Origin of the sequence: Pseudomonas putida, assembly GCF_001941965.1 — a bacterium.
Taxonomy (GTDB): domain Bacteria; phylum Pseudomonadota; class Gammaproteobacteria; order Pseudomonadales; family Pseudomonadaceae; genus Aquipseudomonas; species Aquipseudomonas putida_L.
This window is the reverse complement of record NZ_MKZO01000025.1, coordinates 207,523-227,980: the sequence shown is the minus strand read 5'-3', so window position 1 is coordinate 227,980 and position 20,458 is coordinate 207,523. Positions and strand designations below refer to the sequence as shown.

Annotated in this window: 21 protein-coding genes and 1 tRNA gene; 8 read left to right on the top strand and 14 right to left on the bottom strand. The window is 63.3% G+C overall.

The window, feature by feature from the left end:
- Positions 1-66: 66 nt before the first annotated feature.
- Together PSEMO_RS15395 and PSEMO_RS15390 are read left to right on the top strand one after the other, a co-directional pair.
- Positions 67-453, top strand: a complete 387-nt coding sequence (locus PSEMO_RS15395) for a hypothetical protein (RefSeq protein WP_075803848.1) — start codon at positions 67-69, stop codon at positions 451-453.
- 224 nt (positions 454-677) lie between these two features.
- Positions 678-2,804 (top strand): TonB-dependent siderophore receptor, encoded by a 2,127-nt coding sequence (locus PSEMO_RS15390; protein ID WP_075803847.1) that lies wholly within the window; start codon positions 678-680, stop codon positions 2,802-2,804.
- Positions 2,805-2,986: 182 nt separating this feature from the next.
- Here PSEMO_RS15390 and PSEMO_RS15385 read toward each other — a convergent pair.
- A tRNA-Ser gene (locus PSEMO_RS15385) sits at positions 2,987-3,076 on the bottom strand.
- A gap of 301 nt (positions 3,077-3,377) precedes the next feature.
- Between PSEMO_RS15385 and PSEMO_RS15380 the strand changes: the two genes are divergently transcribed.
- The 3 genes from PSEMO_RS15380 (at position 3,378) to PSEMO_RS15370 (ending at position 5,943) form a co-directional block, all read left to right on the top strand.
- Positions 3,378-4,067, top strand: coding sequence for a crotonase/enoyl-CoA hydratase family protein (locus PSEMO_RS15380; RefSeq protein WP_075803846.1), 690 nt, complete (start codon positions 3,378-3,380; stop codon positions 4,065-4,067).
- A gap of 118 nt (positions 4,068-4,185) precedes the next feature.
- Positions 4,186-4,905 carry a lysophospholipid acyltransferase family protein gene (locus PSEMO_RS15375; RefSeq protein WP_075803845.1) on the top strand — a complete coding sequence of 240 codons (720 nt, stop codon included), beginning with the start codon at positions 4,186-4,188 and terminating at the stop codon, positions 4,903-4,905.
- A 66-nt stretch (positions 4,906-4,971) separates the two neighbouring features.
- Positions 4,972-5,943 carry a magnesium and cobalt transport protein CorA gene (locus PSEMO_RS15370; RefSeq protein ID WP_075803844.1) on the top strand — a complete coding sequence of 324 codons (972 nt, stop codon included), beginning with the start codon at positions 4,972-4,974 and terminating at the stop codon, positions 5,941-5,943.
- Here the strand turns inward: PSEMO_RS15370 and PSEMO_RS15365 are convergent.
- Positions 5,921-6,649, bottom strand: a complete 729-nt coding sequence (locus PSEMO_RS15365; RefSeq protein WP_075803843.1) for an amidotransferase — start codon at positions 6,647-6,649, stop codon at positions 5,921-5,923. The genes PSEMO_RS15370 and PSEMO_RS15365 overlap by 23 nt on opposite strands.
- A 520-nt stretch (positions 6,650-7,169) precedes the next feature.
- On the opposite strand from PSEMO_RS15365, the gene PSEMO_RS15360 reads away from it, so the two are divergent.
- A complete protein-coding gene (locus tag PSEMO_RS15360) occupies positions 7,170-7,964 on the top strand; it encodes a c-type cytochrome (RefSeq protein ID WP_075803842.1) in 795 nt (264 codons plus the stop codon).
- A gap of 3 nt (positions 7,965-7,967) precedes the next feature.
- On the opposite strand, the gene PSEMO_RS15355 is transcribed toward PSEMO_RS15360, so the two are convergent.
- The 7 genes from PSEMO_RS15355 to PSEMO_RS15325 all read right to left on the bottom strand — a co-directional run bounded on the left by PSEMO_RS15355 (position 7,968) and on the right by PSEMO_RS15325 (position 14,786).
- The gene (locus PSEMO_RS15355) at positions 7,968-8,756 is read right to left on the bottom strand and encodes a transglutaminase family protein (protein ID WP_075803841.1); all 789 of its coding nucleotides are present in this window, start codon (positions 8,754-8,756) and stop codon (positions 7,968-7,970) included.
- Positions 8,753-9,703 carry an alpha-E domain-containing protein gene (locus PSEMO_RS15350; RefSeq protein ID WP_075803840.1) on the bottom strand — a complete coding sequence of 317 codons (951 nt, stop codon included), beginning with the start codon at positions 9,701-9,703 and terminating at the stop codon, positions 8,753-8,755. Before PSEMO_RS15350 ends, PSEMO_RS15355 begins: the two co-directional genes overlap by 4 nt.
- 3 nt (positions 9,704-9,706) lie before the next feature.
- Complete coding sequence (locus tag PSEMO_RS15345; RefSeq protein ID WP_075803839.1) at positions 9,707-11,116, bottom strand: circularly permuted type 2 ATP-grasp protein; 1,410 nt, start codon at positions 11,114-11,116, stop codon at positions 9,707-9,709.
- A 204-nt stretch (positions 11,117-11,320) separates the two neighbouring features.
- Positions 11,321-11,650, bottom strand: coding sequence for a ribonuclease E inhibitor RraB (locus PSEMO_RS15340; protein WP_075803838.1), 330 nt, complete (start codon positions 11,648-11,650; stop codon positions 11,321-11,323).
- A gap of 179 nt (positions 11,651-11,829) precedes the next feature.
- Positions 11,830-12,066 (bottom strand): hypothetical protein, encoded by a 237-nt coding sequence (locus PSEMO_RS15335; RefSeq protein ID WP_075803837.1) that lies wholly within the window; start codon positions 12,064-12,066, stop codon positions 11,830-11,832.
- Positions 12,067-12,306: 240 nt separating this feature from the next.
- A complete protein-coding gene (locus tag PSEMO_RS15330; protein ID WP_075803836.1) occupies positions 12,307-14,367 on the bottom strand; it encodes an LTA synthase family protein in 2,061 nt (686 codons plus the stop codon).
- 227 nt (positions 14,368-14,594) lie between these two features.
- On the bottom strand, positions 14,595-14,786 hold the full coding sequence (locus PSEMO_RS15325) for a PLDc N-terminal domain-containing protein (RefSeq protein WP_075803835.1): 192 nt from the start codon (positions 14,784-14,786) through the stop codon (positions 14,595-14,597).
- Positions 14,787-14,947: 161 nt separating this feature from the next.
- Here PSEMO_RS15325 and PSEMO_RS15320 point away from each other — a divergent pair, with 161 nt between their 5' ends.
- A complete protein-coding gene (locus PSEMO_RS15320) occupies positions 14,948-15,847 on the top strand; it encodes a ZIP family metal transporter (RefSeq protein ID WP_372239123.1) in 900 nt (299 codons plus the stop codon).
- Here the strand turns inward: PSEMO_RS15320 and PSEMO_RS15315 are convergent.
- Both PSEMO_RS15315 and PSEMO_RS15310 read right to left on the bottom strand, forming a co-directional pair.
- On the bottom strand, positions 15,844-16,374 hold the full coding sequence (locus tag PSEMO_RS15315) for a hypothetical protein (protein WP_075803833.1): 531 nt from the start codon (positions 16,372-16,374) through the stop codon (positions 15,844-15,846). The genes PSEMO_RS15320 and PSEMO_RS15315 overlap by 4 nt on opposite strands.
- Positions 16,375-16,426: 52 nt before the next feature.
- A complete protein-coding gene (locus PSEMO_RS15310; RefSeq protein ID WP_075803832.1) occupies positions 16,427-16,948 on the bottom strand; it encodes an ankyrin repeat domain-containing protein in 522 nt (173 codons plus the stop codon).
- Between the two features lie 261 nt (positions 16,949-17,209).
- On the opposite strand from PSEMO_RS15310, the gene PSEMO_RS15305 reads away from it, so the two are divergent.
- Positions 17,210-17,482, top strand: coding sequence for a DUF3509 domain-containing protein (locus PSEMO_RS15305; RefSeq protein WP_075803831.1), 273 nt, complete (start codon positions 17,210-17,212; stop codon positions 17,480-17,482).
- An 80-nt stretch (positions 17,483-17,562) separates the two neighbouring features.
- Here PSEMO_RS15305 and PSEMO_RS15300 read toward each other — a convergent pair whose 3' ends face one another.
- From PSEMO_RS15300 to aroC, 3 genes are read right to left on the bottom strand one after another with little or no spacing between them, the layout of a single operon-like run.
- Positions 17,563-18,111 (bottom strand): acireductone dioxygenase, encoded by a 549-nt coding sequence (locus tag PSEMO_RS15300; protein WP_075803830.1) that lies wholly within the window; start codon positions 18,109-18,111, stop codon positions 17,563-17,565.
- A gap of 38 nt (positions 18,112-18,149) precedes the next feature.
- A complete protein-coding gene (locus PSEMO_RS15295) occupies positions 18,150-19,295 on the bottom strand; it encodes an MFS transporter (protein WP_075803829.1) in 1,146 nt (381 codons plus the stop codon).
- A gap of 37 nt (positions 19,296-19,332) precedes the next feature.
- Positions 19,333-20,424: a chorismate synthase gene (aroC, locus tag PSEMO_RS15290; protein WP_075803828.1), complete on the bottom strand. Its 1,092-nt coding sequence runs from the start codon at positions 20,422-20,424 to the stop codon at positions 19,333-19,335.
- Between the last annotated feature and the right edge of the window lie 34 nt (positions 20,425-20,458).

Genomic DNA, 20,458 nt, shown 5'->3' with positions numbered 1-20,458 from the left:
TGACTTGGGGGTATCCGGAGAGCTGAGTAGGCGCTGGTCAATAGCCCTCTCAACCTGGATACCCTTATGACAAGACTCACGGTTCAATCCGGCGATTTCTTGCAAGGTGACGGCGAGTACCGCAATGGATCGCTCACACTCAAGACCGCCGCGAGCCCCTCACCGGGCGAAAAAATCGCACTCTCACGCATCAAGGACATGAAGGTCGCCAACCAGGAAACCAGCCGCAATCTTGGCAGCGCCCTCGGCTGGGGCTTCGCCGGCTGCCTGATGGCCGGGCCGCTGGGCCTGCTGGCCGGGCTCTGGCTGGGCAGCAAGGATGAGGAAATCACCTTCCTCGCCACCTTCAAGGATGGTCGCAAATTACTGGCCGTGACCGACGGCAAGACCTGGTCGAAACTGGACGGCACCTGGCGCCGCCGCACCCAGCCGCCGCAACCGGCAAAATCCTGAATTTGCGCCCTCCTTCTTCGTTCTTCCTGTAGGCAGCATCACGGCAAATCGGGGCACCGCAACGCGGTCGCCCCTGCTAAGATGCGCCCGCGCTCCGGCGCCCTCTGGCGCAATGCCAGTCCCCCTTCGCCCGTGCCTTCTTCTCGCCGTACCGGGTCTTCAGCCAATGGCAGCTCCGAACACTAACGGTGCGCCCGCTGCGGGCCCCCAAGGAGTTTTGCCGCATGTCCTTGCAACGCCCCCGCCTGCCGCTCAGCCTGCTTACCGTCGGCCTGGCCCTGAGCACCCCGTACGCCCTTGCCGAAGACAGCGTCGTCCTCGCCCCGGTGAAAGTGTCCGACACCTGGAGCGATGGCTATCAGCCGCGTCAGGCCCAGGTCGCCGGATTCTCTTCAGCACCGCTGCTGGATACCCCGGCCTCGGTCTCGGTGTTCACCGAGCAGCTGTTGCAGGACCGCCAGGTCCGTTTGCTCAGCGAAGTGCTGCAAAGCGATGCCTCGGTGGGCGAGTCCTACGCGCCGATCGGCTACTACGAGAACTTCAATGTGCGCGGCTTCAGCCTCGACGCGGCGCACAGCTACAAGATCAACGGCCAGACCATCACCGGCGAGCAGAACGTGGCGCTGGAGAACAAGCAGCAGGTTGAGCTGCTCAAGGGGCTGTCCGGCTTGCAGAGCGGCGTGTCGGAGCCCGGCGGGGTGATCAACTACGTGACCAAGCGTCCGGAGGATGTGCGCTCGGTGACCCTGTCCAGCAACGAGCAGGGCGAACGCTATATCGCCACCGACCTCGGCGGCTGGTTCGGCAGCGAGCGCCAGTTCGGCCTGCGTGCCAACCTGGCCCATGAGGACATCCGCAGCTATGTCGACCATGCCGACGGCAAGCGCGACTTCGCCTCCCTGGCCTTCGACTGGCAGATGAACCCGGATGCCCTGCTGCAACTGGATGTCGAGTACCAGCACCGCGAGCAGTACTCGGTGCCGGGCTATCAGTTGCTGGGCGGCACCAGCGTGCCCCATGGCATCGACCCGAAGGACCGCCTGGCCTGGCAGGATTGGGCGCGGCAGGTGCAGAGCGACTCGCTGAACCTGGGTGGACGGTTCGAGTATCGCTTCAACGATGCCTGGACCGGGGCGGTGAGTGCGTCGCGTAGCCGGGTGGTGATCGATGACTACAGTTCGTTTGCCTGGGGCGGCTACGGCAGCCTGGGCAACACCTTCAGCCCTGAAGGCAATTACGACATCTACGACTACCGCAGCCCGAATGACACCCGACGCATCGACGAAGCCCAGGCCACCCTCACCGGGCGCTTCGACGCACTTGGCGTGAACCATGAACTGACCCTCGGGACCAGCGCACAACGGCGTACGGTCGACCAGCGAGGTTACTTCAACGAATGGGTAGGCAACGGCAATATCTATCAGCCGACGCCCGCCTTCCCTTCGGCGCCGGGCACGCCAGCCCCTTCCGAGCGCCGCCTGGACAGCCGCCAGTACGGCGTATTCTTCAGCGACCGGATCAGTTTCAACGAACAATGGCAGACCGTCATCGGTGCTCGTGAAGTGCGCCTGGACGAGGAGTCTTTCGACGCGTCTGGCGTTTCGGATCGCCATACTCGGCAGTATGAGCTGCTACCCAATGCCGCCGTCATCTACAAACCCCGGCCGGACATTTCGATCTACACCAGCTACAGCAAAGGGCTGTCGTCTGGCGGGGCTTCGCCATGGTTTGCGGGGAATTACCCGGACATCCTCCCGCCCACCACTTCGCATCAGATCGAACTGGGCATCAAACGCGACTGGCAACGCATGAGTTTCAGCGCTGCCGTGTTCCAGCTTCGCCAGGCCTATCAATACACCCAGCCGGGCGGTGACTATGTGCAACAGGGCCAGCAGAAGAACATCGGCCTGGAACTGGGCGCCAGCGGCTGGCTGACCTCGGACCTGCAGATCAACGCCAGCGTCGCCGCGACCCGTGCCCGCGTCGAAGACAGCGGCACCGACACGTACGACGATCACCAGGCCCTGAACGTGCCGCGTCTGCGTGCAGCCTTGCAGGCCGACTACAGCATCCCCGGCGTGCCTGGCCTGGCCCTGCTCGGCGGCATGCGCTACAGCGCCAGCAAATACGCCAACCAGGAGGGGACGGTGGAAGTCGGCGGGTATACCGTGTTCGACCTGGGCAGCCGCTACAGCACCAAGATCGCCGGGTACGACACGGTGCTGCGCCTGACGGTGGATAACCTCTTCGACAAGCGCTACTGGCGGGATGTGGGGGATTACCTGGGGGACAACTATCTGTTCCAGGGGGCGCCGCGGACGGCGCGTGTTTCGGCTTCGGTCAGTTTCTGAGAATTGTGGGGCTCTTTCGGGCCCTATCGCTGGCAAGCCAGCTCCCACAGGTTAGTGTGCACCGCTGAACCTGTGGGAGCTGGCTTGCCAGCGATGAGGCCCGAGAGAACAACACTAAAACCCCGGAATGCAAAAAGCCCCCGGAAACTCACGTTTCCAGGGGCTTTTCGGTACATCGAAAGTGGCGGTGAAGAAGGGATTCGAACCCTTGATACAGTTTCCTGTATACACACTTTCCAGGCGTGCTCCTTCAACCGCTCGGACACTTCACCGGATCTCTTCAAGCCTTTCAGCCTGTCGAGGCGCGCTAATTTAGTCGAAACCTTTTCAATTGGCAAAGGTTTTTTTCAGAATTTTCAGATATTTATGCCGAAGCCCGGAAATCCGCGAGGCGACATGGCAATTTGGCCAATCCGTGGTGTGCTTTGACAGGTTCTGCCGCGGTTTCGCCAGAAGACGCGGCCGCCAGCCTGAACGGTGACCGCACGGTCAGTCATCGTGCTTTACCTGACCGCAGCGGCTGGGTAACGTCGTGCCACTTTCTCGCCACTTGTCCTTATAAGGAAACCCGTCATGAGTGAGCTGATCAACTACCACCTCGATGATGGCATCGCCACCCTGACCCTGAACAACGGCAAGGTCAACGCCATTTCGCCCGACGTGATCGCCGCCTTCAACGCTGCCCTGGATCAGGCGAAAGAAGACCGCGCCGTGGTCATCGTCACCGGCCAACCAGGCATTCTTTCCGGCGGCTACGACCTCAAGGTCATGACCTCCAGCCCGCAAGCCGCCATGGCCCTGGTCACCGCCGGCTCGACCCTGGCCCGGCGCATGCTCTCCCACCCCTACCCGATCATCGTCGCCTGCCCCGGCCATGCCGTGGCCAAGGGCGCCTTCCTGCTGCTGTCAGCCGATTACCGCATCGGCGTCGAGGGCCCGTTCAGCATCGGCCTGAACGAAGTGCAGATCGGCATGACCATGCACCACGCCGGTATCGAACTGGCCCGCAATCGCCTGGACAAGGCAGCGTTCCAGCGCTCGGTGATCAACGCCGAGATGTTCGACCCGGCCAGCGCCATCGCCGCCGGCTTCCTCGACAAGGTGGTGCCTGCCGAACAACTGGCCGAAACCGCCCTGGCCGCCGCCCGCCATTTGAAGAAGATCAATATGCTGGCGCACAAGAACACCAAGCTGAAAGTGCGCAAGGACCTGCTGGAAACCCTCGACGACGCGATCATCCGCGACCAGGAACACTTCGCCTGATCACGAGGGCCGGACACGCCACGCTGTCCGGCCCTCGTCGCATTTCCCCAAACAGTCCGTTTGCCGCCATCGGAGTACACCCGTACACTGCCTCGCGTTTTGTCGAGTGAGTCATCCGATGCTCTTTCTTCCTCGCATGCTCCTGCTGGGCATCCATTTCATCCTGGTGGGCCTGATCGGCCTGGTGATCGGCCTGTGCCGTCCGTTCAATCCGGATAACAGCCGCCTGTATGCGCGCCTGTACGCCTGGCCGGCCAGCTGGCTGCTGCGCCTGGAGATCAAGGCCGAGGTCGGCCCGCTGTTCGACCAGCCACCCGGCTGCGTGATCATTGCCAACCACCAGTCCAACTTCGACCTGTTCGTGCTCGGTCATGTGGTGCCGCCGCGCACCGTGTGCATCGGCAAGAAGAGCCTTGGCTGGATTCCGCTGTTCGGCCAGTTGTTCTGGCTCGGCGGCAACGTGCTGGTGGACCGCGGCAACGCCTACCAGGCCCGCCGCGCCCTGCAGACCACCAGCCAGACCCTGCAGAAGGACACCTCGATCTGGATTTTCCCGGAAGGCACGCGCAACCCCGATGTTGAGCTGAAGCCCTTCAAGAAAGGCGCCTTCCATATGGCCATCGACGCTGGCGTGCCGATCGTGCCGGTGTGCGCCAGCCGCTATGGCAAGCGCCTGAACCTCAATGGCTGGCGCAAGACCCAGGTGGAAATCCGCTCGCTGCCGCCGATCTCCACCGCCGGCCTGACCCAGCAGGATATTCCGGCACTGATGGAGCAATGCCGGACCCAGATGCAGGCCTGCATCGATCAGATGGAACGGGAACGCACTCGCAGCTGAGCAGTTGCCGTTTCGCCGAGGTCAGACCAAGCTGTCTGACACGTCAAACGGAGGATTCGCGCAACCATGGGTCGAGTCGTAGCAGCAGCGGTGTACAGCGCCGGGCGCAAGGTCACCAATATCAGCATCGATGAAGGGGCCGAATGGGCGAGCAAGCCCGGGCACTTCGTGTGGATCGGCCTGGAAGAGCCCAACGCCCAGGAGCTGGCCAACCTGCAATGCCAGTTCAACCTGCATGAACTGGCCATCGAGGACGCCCTGGAGAAACACAGCCGGCCGAAGCTGGAAACCTTCGGCGACGCACTGTTCATCGTCACCTATTCGCCGGTGCGCCAGGACGGCAAGCTGGAATTCATCGAAACCCATATCTTCGCCGGCAAGGGCTACATCATCACCTGCCGCAATGGCCATTCGAAGTCCTACGCCCTGGTGCGCCAGCGCTGCGAAGCGCGGCCGCTATTGCTGGAGCACGGGGAGGATTTCGTGCTGTATGCCCTGCTGGACTTCGTCACCGAGAACTACCAGCCGGTCAGCGAAGCCATTCACGGCGAGATCGAGGAACTGGAACAGAGCGTGCTCGCCGGCTCGCTGGTGGAAGAGGATATCCGCCGCATCCACAACCTGCGCCGCGACATCCTGCGCCTGCGCCGCTATGTGGCGCCGATGGTCGAAGTCAGCGAGGAACTGCAGCGCCTGACCTTCCCCTTCATCGACAAGAACATGCGCCCGTACTTCCGCGATGTGCAGATTCACGTGACCCGGCAGATGGAAGACCTGGCGGGGATCCGCGACCTGGCCAGCCAGACCATCGAGATCGGCATGCTGCTGGAGTCGTCACGGCAGAGCATCGTGCAACGCAAGTTCGCCGCCTGGGCGGCGATCCTCGCGTTCCCCACGGCGATCGCGGGAATCTACGGCATGAACTTCCAGAACATGCCGGAGCTGAGCTGGCACTACGGCTATTTCGCCGTGCTGGGCGGGATCGCGGTGGGCTGCGCCGCGCTGTTCGCCAGCTTCAAGCGTTCTGGCTGGCTTTAGGCTGGGCGACGAATCGCATCATCCATTCAGCGACGGTCTGGCCCTGGTGATCCACGCCCAGGCTGTCGATGCCCTTCTGGTAGACCTCGCTGCCGAGGCTATCCTGGCGCAGGTCGAGCAGCGCGCGGGAATAGTCGTGGATGAACTCCGGGTGGCCCTGGAAGCACAGCACCTGGTCGCCGATGTGGTACGCCGCGTACTGGCAGAAATCGCTGGAGGCGATCACCGTGGCGTTTTCCGGTAGCGCGGTGACCTGGTCCTGGTGACTGATCAGCAGGGTCAGTTCTTCCACCTGCGGGCTCATCCACGGGGCGCGGGCCGCCATCACGTAGCGATGGGTACCGACACCCCAACCCTGGGTGGCGCGCTCGGTCTTGCCGCCGAGCAACAGCGCCAGCAACTGGTGGCCGAAACACACGCCCAGCAGCTTGTCGCCACGCTGGTAGCGATCCAGGAGGAATGCCTTTAGCCGGGCGATCCACGGATCATTACCGAACGAATCCGCCTTGCTGCCCGTCACAAGGTAGGCATCGAAGACTTCATCCTCCGGTGGATAGTGGCCGTTCATCACGTTGTAGACGCTGAATTCGGCGGCGATCGGCTGGCGGGTAAACAGTTGCTCGAACATCCGTCCATAGCCCTGATACTGCTCGACCAGCTCGGGTCGCAGGACGTCGGTTTCCAGGATGCAGATGCGTAACGACATAGACTTGGCCCTGAACGACAGTGGTGAAAAACACCGGTGAAGCCTGCCGCGAATATTGGTATCAAGCAAGTATTCCCTCGGACGAACGGTCATTTCCTTGTAATCCGCGCGTGTACCCGATGCATGTGTCTAGTCAGGGAGGTCGTACGCAGATGGCATAAGGCCTCATAAACGAATGGTCTTTGTCGACCAAAGTACAGACGAAAGCGTTCTAAATCGGCGGTAACGTTGAGGCATTCCAGGTTGTATACCCATTGATAGCAGGTCCGAAACAAGTGCCCCCAGAGACACCCACCGGACCGGAGACACGGATGCCATCCGGCTTGCAGGAATAACAACAAAAAGGCAGATAGCCATGTTCAAACAACACAAGGTACGTCAGGCGGGACTTATTCTGTTCGCCACCACACTGCTGCTGATCCTGCCCAACCTGACGCGCCTGTTCGGTTGAGCGATCGCCTTCCAGTGTCATTTCAGCTCTGGTGTATGCTGCCGACCCTCACTGGTTGGAGACTCGTCCATGCGCCGTTGCCTCATCTTCCTGCTTGCCCTGGCGAGCCTGCCGCTGCACGCCGCGCAACTGACCCTGGAACTGGGCAGCACCCGCAAGCAGTGGGATAGCGAGGCGCTGCTCACGCATCCGCAGGCCCGGGATATCCGCATCGACCAGGACGTTTCCTACAAGAAGACCATGGATTATCGCGCCGTGCCGCTTGCTGCGCTGCTCGAGGGCATCACGCCGGATGATCACCTGCAAGCCGTGGCCCTCGACGGTTTCGCCGCGGAAATGCCTGCCGGGCCGCTACTGAAATCGGGACCGGCACGCGCCTGGATCGCCGTGGAAGATCCGGCAAAACCCTGGCCGCCGCTGGGCCAGGACAAACCGGGGGCCGGCCCTTTCTACCTGGTCTGGACCAACCCAAAGGCCGGCAATATCAGCCCCGAACAATGGCCTTACCAGGTGGCGACCATCCGCCGTCTTGAGCCGGTCGCGACGCGGTTCCCCGCCCTGCTGCCGGCCAAGGATGCCAGCGCCACGGTCACCCGCGGCTTTGAACTGTTCCAGAAAAACTGCCTGGCCTGTCATCGCCTCAATGGCGCCGGTGACGCCCAGTTCGGTCCGGACCTGAACCGGCCGTACAACCCGACCGAGTACTTCCGCCCGGAATTCCTCAAGCGCTATATCCGCAATCCGCAAAGCCTGCGCCAGTGGCCCCAGGCGCGCATGCCGGAGTTCACCGCCGAGGTGCTGCCGGACGCCGATCTCGACGCCCTGCTCGCCTATCTCGGCCATATGGCCCGGCACAAGCGCTGACGGCTACTGGTTGAACCCGGAAGTCACCAGCACATTGGCGTGCATCTGCTCGTAGCCGCCGCCGCGACGCATGCCGCGCACCGGGCAGGCGTCCAGGTAGTCCAGGCCCACCGCCAGCTTCAGATGGCGCTCCGGCACGGCGAGCTGGTTGGTCACGTCGAAGCTGTACCAGGCGTCGTCCAGCCAGGCCTCGGCCCAGGCGTGGCTGGCCATGTGCTGGTTGTCGTTGTCGAACAGATAGCCCGAGACGTAGCGGGCCGGCACCTGCAGGCTGCGGGCGCAGGCGATGAAGGCGTGGGCGTGATCCTGGCAGACACCAGCCGCACCGGCAAAGGCCTGGGCGGCACTGGTGTCCACCGCCGTGGCGCCGGGACGATAGGCGATATGGTCATGCAGCGCGCCCATCAGGCCGATCAGCGCGCCGCGATCGCGATACTCACCGCAGTGCTGGCTGGCGAAGGCGCGCAAGGCTTCGTCGGCTTCGGTCAGGCGGGTGGAGCGCAGAAAGGGCAGCGGTGACTGGCTGTCCTGTTCGGCTTCCAGGTCCGGGTCGATTTCCACCTCGCCACGGGCAGCGATCAACAGGTCGGCATGCGGCTCTTCCAGGCTGAGGACGTGCAGGATATTACCGAACGGATCGCGCCGGGCCTGGACCGGGCGCGGCAGGTCCAGTTGCCATTGCAGTACCTGCTGGCGCTGGTTGTCCGGCGGGGTCAGGCGCAGGTACTGGATGCTGGTGCGCACCTGATCTTCATAGTGGTAAGCGGTTTCGTGGCTGATTGTCAGTCTCATACGACCTCCAGGTAGGCACTGTGGATGGCGTTGCCCAGTTCGCGCACCAGCGGAATGTAGTGGTTCAACCAGGGATGCAGGCCTTGCGAGAGCACTTCGTCGATGCCGGTGTAGCGCAGGCGGGCATCCACCTCCGCCGCCAGGCGCTGGGCCGGACGGCCGTTGCTGCCCTGCAGGCTGGCGAGGATCTGGTCGATTTCTTCGGTGCAGGCGCGCAACGAACGGGGCACATCGGCACGCAGGAGCAGGAGTTCGGCTACATGGCGCGCCGTGGGGGCGTCGCGGTAGATCTCGGTATAGGCCTCGAACGAGGACAGGGCGCGGAGCAAGGCGCTCCATTGGTAGTAACCCCGGGCGGAGCTGTCGCTGACACTCTCCGCCGCCTCGCCGAACATCTCGTAGCGGGCGTCCAGCAGGCGCAAGGTGTTGTCGGCGCGCTCGATGAAGGTCCCGAGGCGAATGAAGCGGAAAGCATCGTTGCGCATGATGGTGCCGTAGGTGGCGCCACGGAACAGGTGCGAGCGCTCCTTGATCCACTCGCTGAAGCGGCTCATGCCATAACGGCCCAGGCCCTGCTCGGCGATGCCGCGAATCTCCAGCCAGGTGGCGTTGATGTTCTCCCACATGTCGGCGGTGATCTTGCCGCGCACGGCGTGGGCACAGGCCCGCGCCGCACCGAGGCAACTGTAGATGCTCGCCGGGTTTTCCGGATCGAGGGCGAAGAAGTGCAGCAGGCGCTCGGCGTGCAACTCACCGTGGCGCTCCAGATAGTCGTCGAGCGTACCGGTGATGCGCAGGGCCAGGGTCATTTCATCGAGGCCATCGCCACTGCCATCCTGGGGCATCAGCGACAGCGAATAGCTGACATCGAGCATGCGCGCGAGGTTTTCCGCGCGCTCCAGGTAACGTGACATCCAGTACAGGTCGGAAGCGGTTCTGCTGAGCATGGTTCAGTCCTCCACCACCCAGGTGTCCTTGGTGCCGCCGCCCTGGGACGAGTTCACCACCAGCGAGCCTTCGCGCAGCGCCACCCGGGTCAGGCCGCCGGGGACCACGCGGGTCTCGCGTCCGGACAGGACGAACGGCCGCAGGTCGATATGCCGCGGCGCGATGCCGTTCTCGACGAAGGTCGGGCAGGTCGACAGCGACAGGGTCGGCTGGGCGATATAGGCCGCCGGGCGGGCCTTGATGCGTTCGGCGAAGGCGGCGATCTCGGCCTGGGTCGAGGCCGGCCCGACCAGCATGCCGTAGCCGCCGGACCCCTGGGTTTCCTTGACCACCAGCTCCGGCAGGTTGGCCAGTACGTGGGACAGCTCGGCAGGGTTGCGGCATTGCCAGGTGGGCACGTTCTTCAGGATCGGCTCCTCGTCGAGGTAGAAACGGATCATCTCGGTGACATAGGGGTAGACCGACTTGTCGTCGGCCACCCCGGTGCCGATGGCATTGGCCAGCACCACGTTGCCGCAGCGATAGGCAGACAGCAGGCCGGGCACGCCGAGCATGGATTCCGGGTTGAAGGCCAGGGGGTCGAGGTAGGCATCGTCGAGCCGGCGGTAGATCACATCCACCGGTTTCGGACCGCCCGTGGTACGCATGAACACCCGCTCGTCGCGGACGAACAGGTCGGCGCCCTCCACCAGTTCCACACCCATCTCCCGGGCCAGGAACGCATGTTCGAAGAAGGCGCTGTTGAAGCGCCCCGGAGTCAGCACCACGACGCTGGGGTTATCCAGCGGACTGGAGCTTTTCAGGGTTTCCAGAAGCAGGTTGGGATAATGATCGATGGGCGCGATGCGCTGGGCGGCGAACAGCTCGGGAAACAGCCGCATCATCATCTTGCGGTCCTCGAGCATGTAGCTGACCCCGCTGGGGGTGCGCAGGTTGTCTTCGAGGACGTAGTAGCTGCCATCGCCATCGCGCACCAGATCGACCCCGGAAATATGCGCGTAGAGGTCGCGGTGCAGGCTCAGGCCCTGCATGGCCAACTGGTACTGGTCATTGGCCAGGACCTGTTCGGCGGGAATGATCCCGGCACGCAGGATGCGCTGCTCGTGGTACAGGTCGGCGAGGAACAGGTTCAGCGCCTTGACCCGCTGGATACAGCCGCGCTCCACCACCCGCCATTCGCTTGCCGGGATGGCCCGGGGAATGGTGTCGAAGGGGATCAGGCGCTCGGTGCCCTGCTCGTCGCCGTAGAGCGTGAAGGTGATGCCGGCGCGATGGAACAGCAGGTCGGCCTCGCGGCGCCGCTGGGCCAGCAGTTCCGGCGGCGTTTGCCCCAGCCAGCGGGCGAATTCCCGGTAATGCGGACGGAGCTGACCGTCGGCGGCGTACATCTCATCATAGAAACTGCGAATCATGCCGAACTCCTTGTCACCCGTGCCCAAGGAGTATCGCAAAGCCCGTGCCAGCGACAATAAGGCTTATGAATCAAGCAGTTGCGAAGAGTCGAAAAAGATGCCGCACCAGACTTGTGCAGCTATCGCCACGCTTGTGGGGCGCACGCTTCATTGCGAAGCGCGGGTGAAACCGGGGCCGCGCCAGGCGCCGCCCCGGCAGGGGTTTCAGGTCAGCACACGCTCTTGCTTGACGCCCCAGCCCTGGGCTTCGCCACCCAAGGGCCTGACCACAGCCTCGAAGTCATGCTCGAACTCGTCGATCCCGCCATGGGTGGCGTACATGATCTTTTGCAATTCCAGCTGCCAGCCTTCGTCGCTTTCATGCACCGAGGCACACAGCGACTCGCCACGAAACTTGCCTGCAGCCCTGCGCGCCCGTTCCTCGTCCGGGAATACCGCGTAAAACTCGATGGGATGGATTTGGGTGAAGTCGAAACCGCCCTCTTTCATGCGGCGCAGCACGATGCTGCTGATGTCTTCGTACAGGTTGCTCATTGAATCGTCCTCCTCAATCACGATGGATAGACTTTCGGCGCTGTAACGCCACCCCCAATGCACCCGTGTCGGGTGGGGGTCTCGAGCGGATGTAACGACGGCAACGGCCGTCGCCGGAAAAAACGACGACCGTGTTTGCAGCGTAGCGTCAGGCTGGGCAGATCGCCAGCTGTGACGATTCAGGGCCTTTCGGCGATGCCGGTGATTTCCACGCCGTTCTGCTCTTTAAGCCACTTGGCGGTCGGACAGGCGGCGCGGTCCTGGAAGTCATTGAGGTCGAGTTCGTCCATGATCGGGAAGAGGTGGCCCCTCACCCGCCGCGCAGCGTCTTCGATGCTCGGGCGGTGTTCGCAAGCGAGCAGCAGCGAGGTGCGTTCGCCCTTCTGGTCCACAAAGGTGATTTCCCACTCTTTCATCTGGCGTTGTCCTCGAAGGGAAGTACAAGGTATTTCCGGCCTACCTTCCGTTGACCTTGGGCGGGGGGCGTTGTTCCGGTTTTTTGATCCTGCCTCAAGCCATAAGCCTCAAGTCATAAGAAAAAGCTCGACGGCAGCGCTATCGCTTTTTTCTTATGACTTGCAGCTTGAAGCTTGCCGCCAAAAAACAAGACCCCGGCAATGCCGGGGTCCTGGGTTTTCAGCGCGGACAGCGGTCAATCAGTCCGGAATGCCATGCACCACGCCGGCCGTGTTATCCAGCAAGCTCTTGGTCGCAGTCTGGATAAAGGCTTCGAGCTTCTGCGCCATGATGGCCTTGTCGGCATCGTCGATGCGCTCGGCGCTGAACTTGCGACCGAGCTGGTAGCGCCACATCATCGGGGCCGAATCCTTGGACTCCATGAGAATGCGGTCGCCCTGGATCAGGAACACGTTCTGCTCGCTGCCGGATGGCTTGACCATACCGATGCCCTGGTCGCCTTCCGGCAGGTTGAGCAGGTCGCGGCCCCAGCACTGATGACGGGTTTCGCCACCGAGACGACCCATGATGGTCGGCACGATGTCGATCTGCGTACCGACGGTATGGTTGCGCTTGCCGAACTTCTCCTGGATGCCCGGCGCGATCAGCAGCAGCGGCACGTTGAAGCGCCCCAGGTCCATTTCGGTGACCTGCTGGGTGTTGCCAAAGCCGTGGTCGCCGACGATGACGAACAGGGTTTCCTTGAAGTACGGCTCCTTGCGCGCTTTCTCGAAGAACTGGCCCAGGGCCCAGTCGGAATAGCGCATGGCCGTCAGGTGCTCGTCCAGACGGCCCTGGCCAGTGACCGGCTCGACCGGCAGGTTCTTCGGCAGCGCATATGGCGTGTGGTTGGACAGGGTCTGCAACAGGGCATAGAACGGCTTCTTGCCGTAGTTGTGGGCCAGCTCCTGGGCACCGCGGTCGAACATGTCCTGGTCGGACACGCCCCAGGTCGGGTCGGAGAACACCGGGTTGACGTAGTCGTTGCGGCCGATGAAGGTGGTCATGCCCTGGTTGCCGAAGAAGCCGGACTGGTTATCCCAGGCGAAATCACCGTTGTAGACGTAGACGTCGTCATAGTCGCGGGCACTGAGCAGCGCCGGCAGGCCGGACAGCTTGTGACCACCTTCCGGGGTCTGCATCAGGTATTCGAAGCCCGGCAGGTTGGGGAAGCAGGCCATGGTGGCGAACATGCCCTGGTGGGTATGGGTGCCGTTGGAGAAGAAGCGGTCGAACAACAGGCCTTCCTCGGCCAGCTTGTCGAAATACGGGGTGATATTGCCCTCGGCGCCAAGCGCGCCGACTGAGTGGCCAGCGAAGCTTTCCATCAGGATCACCACCACGTTCTTGATCGGCAGGGTGTTTTCCGCCGGCGGGGTGAAATCACGTCGAACCGCTGCACTGTCGGCATCCACCAGCTTGTCGTGTGGGGTCAGCAGCATGTCGCGCACGGTCTGCTGGGCCACTTGCGGATCGAGGGTGGCCTTCCAGATGTTGTCGCGATCTTCGGAGAAGCGGCTTTTGGCGGCGTCGATCAGGGTCAGGGTACCGTTCAGACCGAGCTGGTTGATGAAGTTGGAATCGGTGGTGTAGGCATCACCCCAACGCATCGGCGGGCCCTGGCGCAGGGTACCGCGGGCGGCGATCACGGCCACCAGCAGGATCATAAAGAACACTACGCCACGCACGTACCACGGCGCCACGCTGCGCACGCCGGCGACGTTGCTCTGGTACTGGCCGCGCGGACGGGTCAGGCGGTCGATGGCCTTGAACGCCAGGCTCATGATCACCGTGCCGGCGACCCAGGCCAGCAGGTAGCGAACCACCGGGAAGCCGTACCAGAGCATGCTGGACACGGTCTTCGGGTCTTCCTTGATGTACTGGAACACCAGGCCGTTGAGACGCTGGTGGAACTCGCGATAGAAGTCCATCTCCACCAGGCCGAGGAACAGCGTGGCACTGCCGGCGACGGTCAGCCACAGGCGGAACAGGCCGCGGGCCGCCATGGCCCGGGCGCTGAGGATGGCCAGCAGCAGCGGGATGCTCAGGTACACCACCACGCGCAGGTCGAAGCGCAGGCCGTTGAAGAAGCCTTCGGCAACGGTCGAGTACGGGGTGTCGCCGATCATGTCGCTGTTGTAGACCAGCAGCGCGAACCGCACGGCGCTCAGCATCAGCATGATCACCAGGCCGCACAGGAGGGTGTAGAGCAGGTGTGATTTGACCGTCGGTTGCAGGCGCGAGGCGTCCGTTTTAGCCATGAAGTGGAGGATCCCTGGGATTCTGGTTATAGAAAGCACATCGACGCAAAACGGCGCCGCTCCGGGGAAGAGGTTCCGGAGGGTCAGCGATTGGACGAATGGGTAAAAACGCGCGCGATTGTCTTCAATCGATTGTGAAAATTTCGTTGAAGCGGCGTGAACGCGGATCAGGCTAGCCGGGTTGCCCGGCTAACACAAATCCGCGTGTGAATCGGCCTGTTGCCGACCTAGATCCGCACGTTGCCCCGCGGCCCGGCGATGGCCCAGATGATCAGACCGAGGACCGGCAGGAGGATGATCAGGAGGATCCACAAGACCTTGGCGCCGCCGCCGGCGCTGCTCTTGACCACGTTGAGGATCGCCCAGATATCCAGGGCCAGGATAATCAGGCCGGCCAGGCCATTGAACATCGAACCCATGTTGAAACTCCCAGTAAACGCTACCCAAAGAATAGATGGCTATCGGCCTTATAGACGCCCTTGCATCGTTGGCGTTCCGATCGCTTCGTTACACTCGCTTACATAAGTCTTGCCGGAGAGTCTTCATGCCACCATCCCAGAACCCCAGCGCCCCTGCCTCGATGTACAGCGCGTGGCTGCAACAGGTGCAAGCCACGCCCTGGCTAAGTGCCGGCCTGGGCCTGAGCCTGCTGGCAGTGTTGTGGTTGATGGGCGCCAGTGCCTGGAATGCGATCCATGGCGACCATCAGGAAAACCTGCACATGGCCATGCTCGGCGGTTTGGCCGGGTTTTCCGCCACCGCGCTGGGCGCGATCCTGGCCGTGGTGCTGCGCGAGGTCAGCTCCCGCACCCAGGATGTGATGCTTGGCTTCGCCGCCGGAATGATGCTCGCCGCCAGCTCGTTCTCGCTGATCCTGCCGGGGTTGGACGCGGCCCGCGAGATCACCGGCAACGGCCCGTTCGCCGCCCTGACGGTAGTGGTCGGCATGGGCCTGGGGGTGCTGCTGATGCTCGGCCTGGACCGCTTCACTCCGCACGAGCACGAAAGCACCGGCCCCTGCGGCCCCGAGGCGGAAAGGATCAACCGAGTCTGGCTGTTCGTGCTGGCGATCACCCTGCACAACCTGCCGGAAGGCATGGCGATTGGCGTGAGCTTTACCACGGGCGACCTGAATGTCGGCCTGCCGCTGACCAGCGCCATCGCCATCCAGGACATCCCCGAAGGCCTGGCCGTGGCCCTGGCCCTGCGTGCCACCGGGCTGTCGAGCCTGAAAGCGGCGCTGGTGGCGATCGGTTCAGGGGTGATGGAGCCCATCGGCGCGGTGATCGGCCTGGGCATTTCCAGCGGGTTCGCCCTCGCCTACCCGATCAGCATGGGCCTCGCGGCGGGGGCGATGATCTTCGTCGTGTCCCACGAAGTGATTCCGGAAACCCACCGCAACGGCCACCAGACCTCGGCAACCCTCGGCTTGATGGGCGGTTTCGCGGTGATGATGTTCCTCGATACGGCGCTCGGTTAAACGTGAACCGCCACCCGCAGCGCTTCCAGGGCGGGCGCTGCGGCGATGTTCAGCTCGGCGCACAGCTCCAGCACCCGCGGCAGGTCGTTGCCGCAGACCAGGACCATCTGCAGTTCATCGTCGAGCAACTGGCTGAGGTTCATCAGCACATAGCCGCCGGCTTCCTTGTTCATGCTGCCCATCTGCACCTGGATGCGGTTCAGCGCGGTCAGCGCCTCGACCTTGGCCAGTTGCTTGGGCTTGATATTGAACGGCACGCTCTTGTCGAAGGAGGCGACGATGCTGGCGAACAGGTCTTCGTAGGCGTCGGCCTGGAACAGCACGGTATCCGGCAGGCTGCCGACCACGACCCATTCGCCCAGGGGAATCGGGAAGGTGTCGTCGTAGTTGATGTCGGGATTGGCGGCGAGGAAGCCTTCCGGGTCGGCGTAGGCCTGGGCCGCTTCGTCGGCGATGCGCTCGATATCCTGGTCGGACAGGCAGCCGGAGCTGATCTTGCCGATGAGTTCGACGAGTTGTTCTTTCATGGGGAGGCCCTGTGACACCTGTAAAAAGGCGCCAAGGATAGCCGCCCGGGGGTCAGCCGGCCAGCGCCAGCAGGCGCGCGGCGGTTTCGCTCGCGCCCATGGCCCGGGCCGAGGCCAGAGCGTCAGCGCCACGGGTATCGCGCCGGGTCGGGTCGGCGCCCTGTTCCAGCAGGTAGTCGAGGATGGCCACGCGGTTGAACATCGCCGCCATCATCAGTGCCGTGCGCCCGTCGCCGGCGGCGGCATCCGGGTCGCCACCCTGTTCCACCAGCAGGCGGACCATCTCCAGGTTGCCCTTGAACGCCGCGCCCGCTACCGGGAGCTGGCCGTTGTCGTTGGCGATTAGCGGATCGGCGCCGTGCTCCAGCAGCACCCGGGTTGCCTCGAGATGACCGTGATAACTCGCCAGCATCACCAAGGTATCGCCCTTGTGATTGCGCAGATTGGCTGGCAGACCGTTTTCCAGCAGGCGGCGAAGCATGTCGGCATCGCCCTGGCGAGCGCGGTCGAAGACCTGTTCGGCGAAGGCCTGCTGTTCATCGGCGTTCATGCTGGCGGGTTGCTGGTCGGACATCGGGAACCTCCTGAACGGCACAAGGCCAAATCGTCTGTCAGGGGTTGATCCGCGATTCGCGGGAATAATTCCATCGGCGTGCCAGGAAAATCGCACCTTGCAAAATGCACTGTGCAAATTGCACGACCTTGCACGATGCACGACAGTGTCTTTGGTTCAATTTTTTAAATCATTGATTTATAACGATTTTTTAATCCTGAAAAGCTGGCACGCACGCTGCACCCATCACTCCATGTCTGCCAACCACAGCCAGGAGCTGATATGGACCTTATTCAGGAAAAATTCGCCTCGGTATTCTCCGCCTACCAGGTCGCCACTCAGGCCCGCCCCGACGGTGGCATCCTGCTGACCCTGCGCGCTGCCGATGGCAAGCAGACTCGTCGTTGCCTGTCCTATGCCCAATTGCACAACGCCGAGCAGCTGTCCTGGGCGATCAGCGCGATCCGCCGTGACCTGGCCGAGCAGGCCAGTGAATTGCCGGTGATTTCGATGCTGCAGAGCCAGCAGCGCTTTGCCCTGCCGACCTACCGCTAAAAGCATCGCTGGCAAGCCAGCTCCCACAGGTCCGCTTACACCGCTAACCCTGTGGGAGCTGGCTTGCCAGCGATGAGGCCTTAGAAGGTGTCATCCAGCCCCGGGTACGCCAGAGCACTTTCATCCCCAGTCAGCTGAGCCTTCTGACCTTCCTTGCTCAGGAACCGCACCAGCACAAGGTTCGGCTGCTCGCCCATATCGAACCACTGCGCCACCCCAGCCGGCACCACCAGCAGATCCCCCCGCTCCCCGATCAGCCCATAGACGTACTCGCCGATCCGCATATTCACCAGTCCACGCCCACTGACGAAAAACCGCACATCGTCCCCCGCATGCGTGCGCTCATCGATCAGCCCGGCGCGCAGCTCATCCTTCTGCTGATGCTCCGGATTGACGCTCAACACCTCGACCAGCGCCGCCGAAAACTCGCCACGCAAGGCCTCGACCTGACCGCCCAGACTGGCGATCACCTCGGCCTCGGGCGTGCCCGGCCGGATCCGCTGCACCACCTCGCGCTGCTCGAACCGCACGCCCTGCTCGGCCAGGGTCGCGGCGATATCGTCGGCGTGGGTGAGGACCTTGTTCGGACTGTCGGGGCTGGACTGGTGATAAACGCTGAGGATGCTCAAGGGGCAACTCCTGATCTTTCGAAATCTGGGAAAGGACGCTAGGCCGCGTCCTCTTTCAAGCGGGTGACAATGATAACGGCTGCAGCCAGCGCCGCGACGCTGGCAATACTAAAGGTGAGGGTCGGGCCCAGGGTCTTCCAGCTGTAGCCCGCATACAAGGCGCCCAAGGCACCGCCGGTGCCGGACAGCGCCGCATAGAATGCCTGTCCCTGCCCTTGCTGGCGCGCGCCGAAGCTGCGCTGGACGAAGGCGATGCATGAGGCATGGAAAGCACCGAAGGTCGCCGCGTGCATCAACTGGGCAAGCAGCAACACCGCCAGATGCTCGGCGAACGCCCCCAGCAGCAACCAGCGCAGCGCCGCCAACAGGAAGCTGGCCAGCAATACCCGACGCAGCGAGAAACGCGCGAGAATCCGGCTCATCACCACGAACAGCAGCACCTCCGCCAGCACTCCTAGGGCCCAGAGCATGCCGATGATGCCGCGGCTGTAGCCGAGGCTTTCCAGGTGCAGGGTCAGGAAGGTGTAGTACGGACCATGGCTGAGCTGCATCAACGCCACGCAAACATAGAACGCCAACACGCCGGGCCGGCTCAGTTGCTTGAGAAAACCACCGCCGGCCGGCCGCCCGGCATGTTCCACCGGCTGCGCATTGGGCACCCACAGGCTGGCGCAGACGATACCGGCCATGATGCACACCAGCGCCACCGGATAGACATCCAGGCTCAGCCATTCGAACAGCCGGCCCAGGCCGACCACGGTGAGGATGAAACCGATCGAACCCCACAGGCGGATCTGACTGTAGCGTCCGGTCTGGCCCTGCAGGTGGGCCAGGGTGATGACCTCGAACTGCGGCAGCACGGCGTGCCAGAAGAAGGCATGCAGTGCCATCACCAGCGCCAGCCAGGCGTAGCTCTTGTCGACGAAGATCAGGGCGAAGCTGGCCAGGGTACAGAGCGCCCCCACCCGCACGATCAGCAGGCGCTGGCCGCTGCGATCCCCGAGCCAGCCCCAAAGATTGGGCGCCACGCAGCGCATCAGCATCGGGATGGCGACCAGCTCGCCGATTCGCGCACTGGAAAAACCGAGGTGGTCGAAGTACAGCGCCAGGAATGGCGCGGTGGCACCCAGCAGGGCGAAATAGAACAGGTAGAAACTGGACAGGCGCCAGTAAGGCAGCGCCACGGCTAAAGGGCCGTGGCGCGCGGGGTGGTGCGGGGCATCAGAGCTGGCCCAGTACCGGCGTGCTGACCCGGACATCGGCGTTCTGCCCGCGATGACGCAGCAGGTGATCCATCAGCACGATGGCCATCATGGCTTCGGCGATCGGCGTGGCGCGAATGCCTACGCACGGGTCGTGACGGCCCTTGGTGATCACGTCCACCGGGTTGCCGTCCTTGTCGATGGAGCGGCCCGGGGTGGTGATGCTGGAGGTCGGCTTCAGCGCCAGGTGGGCGACGATTGGCTGGCCCGAGGAAATCCCGCCAAGGATGCCGCCGGCGTTGTTGCTGAGGAAGCCTTCCGGGGTCAGCTCGTCGCGGTGCTCGGTGCCACGCTGGGCGACGCAGGCGAAACCGGCGCCGATTTCCACGCCCTTGACCGCGTTGATGCTCATCAGGGCATGGGCCAGTTCGGCGTCGAGACGGTCGAAGATCGGCTCGCCGAGGCCCGGCATCACGCCTTCGGCGACCACGGTGATCTTCGCGCCGACCGAATCCTGGTCACGGCGCAACTGGTCCATGTAGGCCTCCAGCTCCGGGACCTTGTCCGGGTCGGGGCTGAAGAAGGCGTTTTCTTCCACCGAGTCCCAGGTCTTGAACGGGATCTCGATCGGGCCGAGCTGGCTCATGTAGCCGCGAATGCGGATGCCCTGGCTGGCCAGGTACTTCTTGGCGATGGCGCCAGCGGCCACGCGCATGGCGGTTTCCCGCGCCGAGCTGCGGCCGCCGCCACGGTAGTCGCGCTCACCGTACTTGTGGTGGTAGGTGTAGTCGGCGTGGGCCGGGCGGAACAGGTCCTTGATCGCCGAGTAGTCCTTGGACTTCTGGTCGGTATTGCGGATCAGCAGGCCGATGGCGCACCCGGTGGTGCGGCCTTCGAACACGCCGGAGAGGATCTCGACCTCGTCGGCTTCCTGGCGCTGGGTGGTGTGGCGGCTGGTGCCGGGCTTGCGCCGGTCCAGGTCGCGCTGCAGGTCCTCGAGGGAAATCTCCAGGCCCGGCGGGCAGCCATCGACAATGGCGACCAACGCCGGACCATGGCTTTCGCCAGCGGTGGTGACAGTGAACAGCTTGCCGTAGGTATTGCCGGACATGCAGACGCTCCGCGAAATCAGCCTGATTTGAACA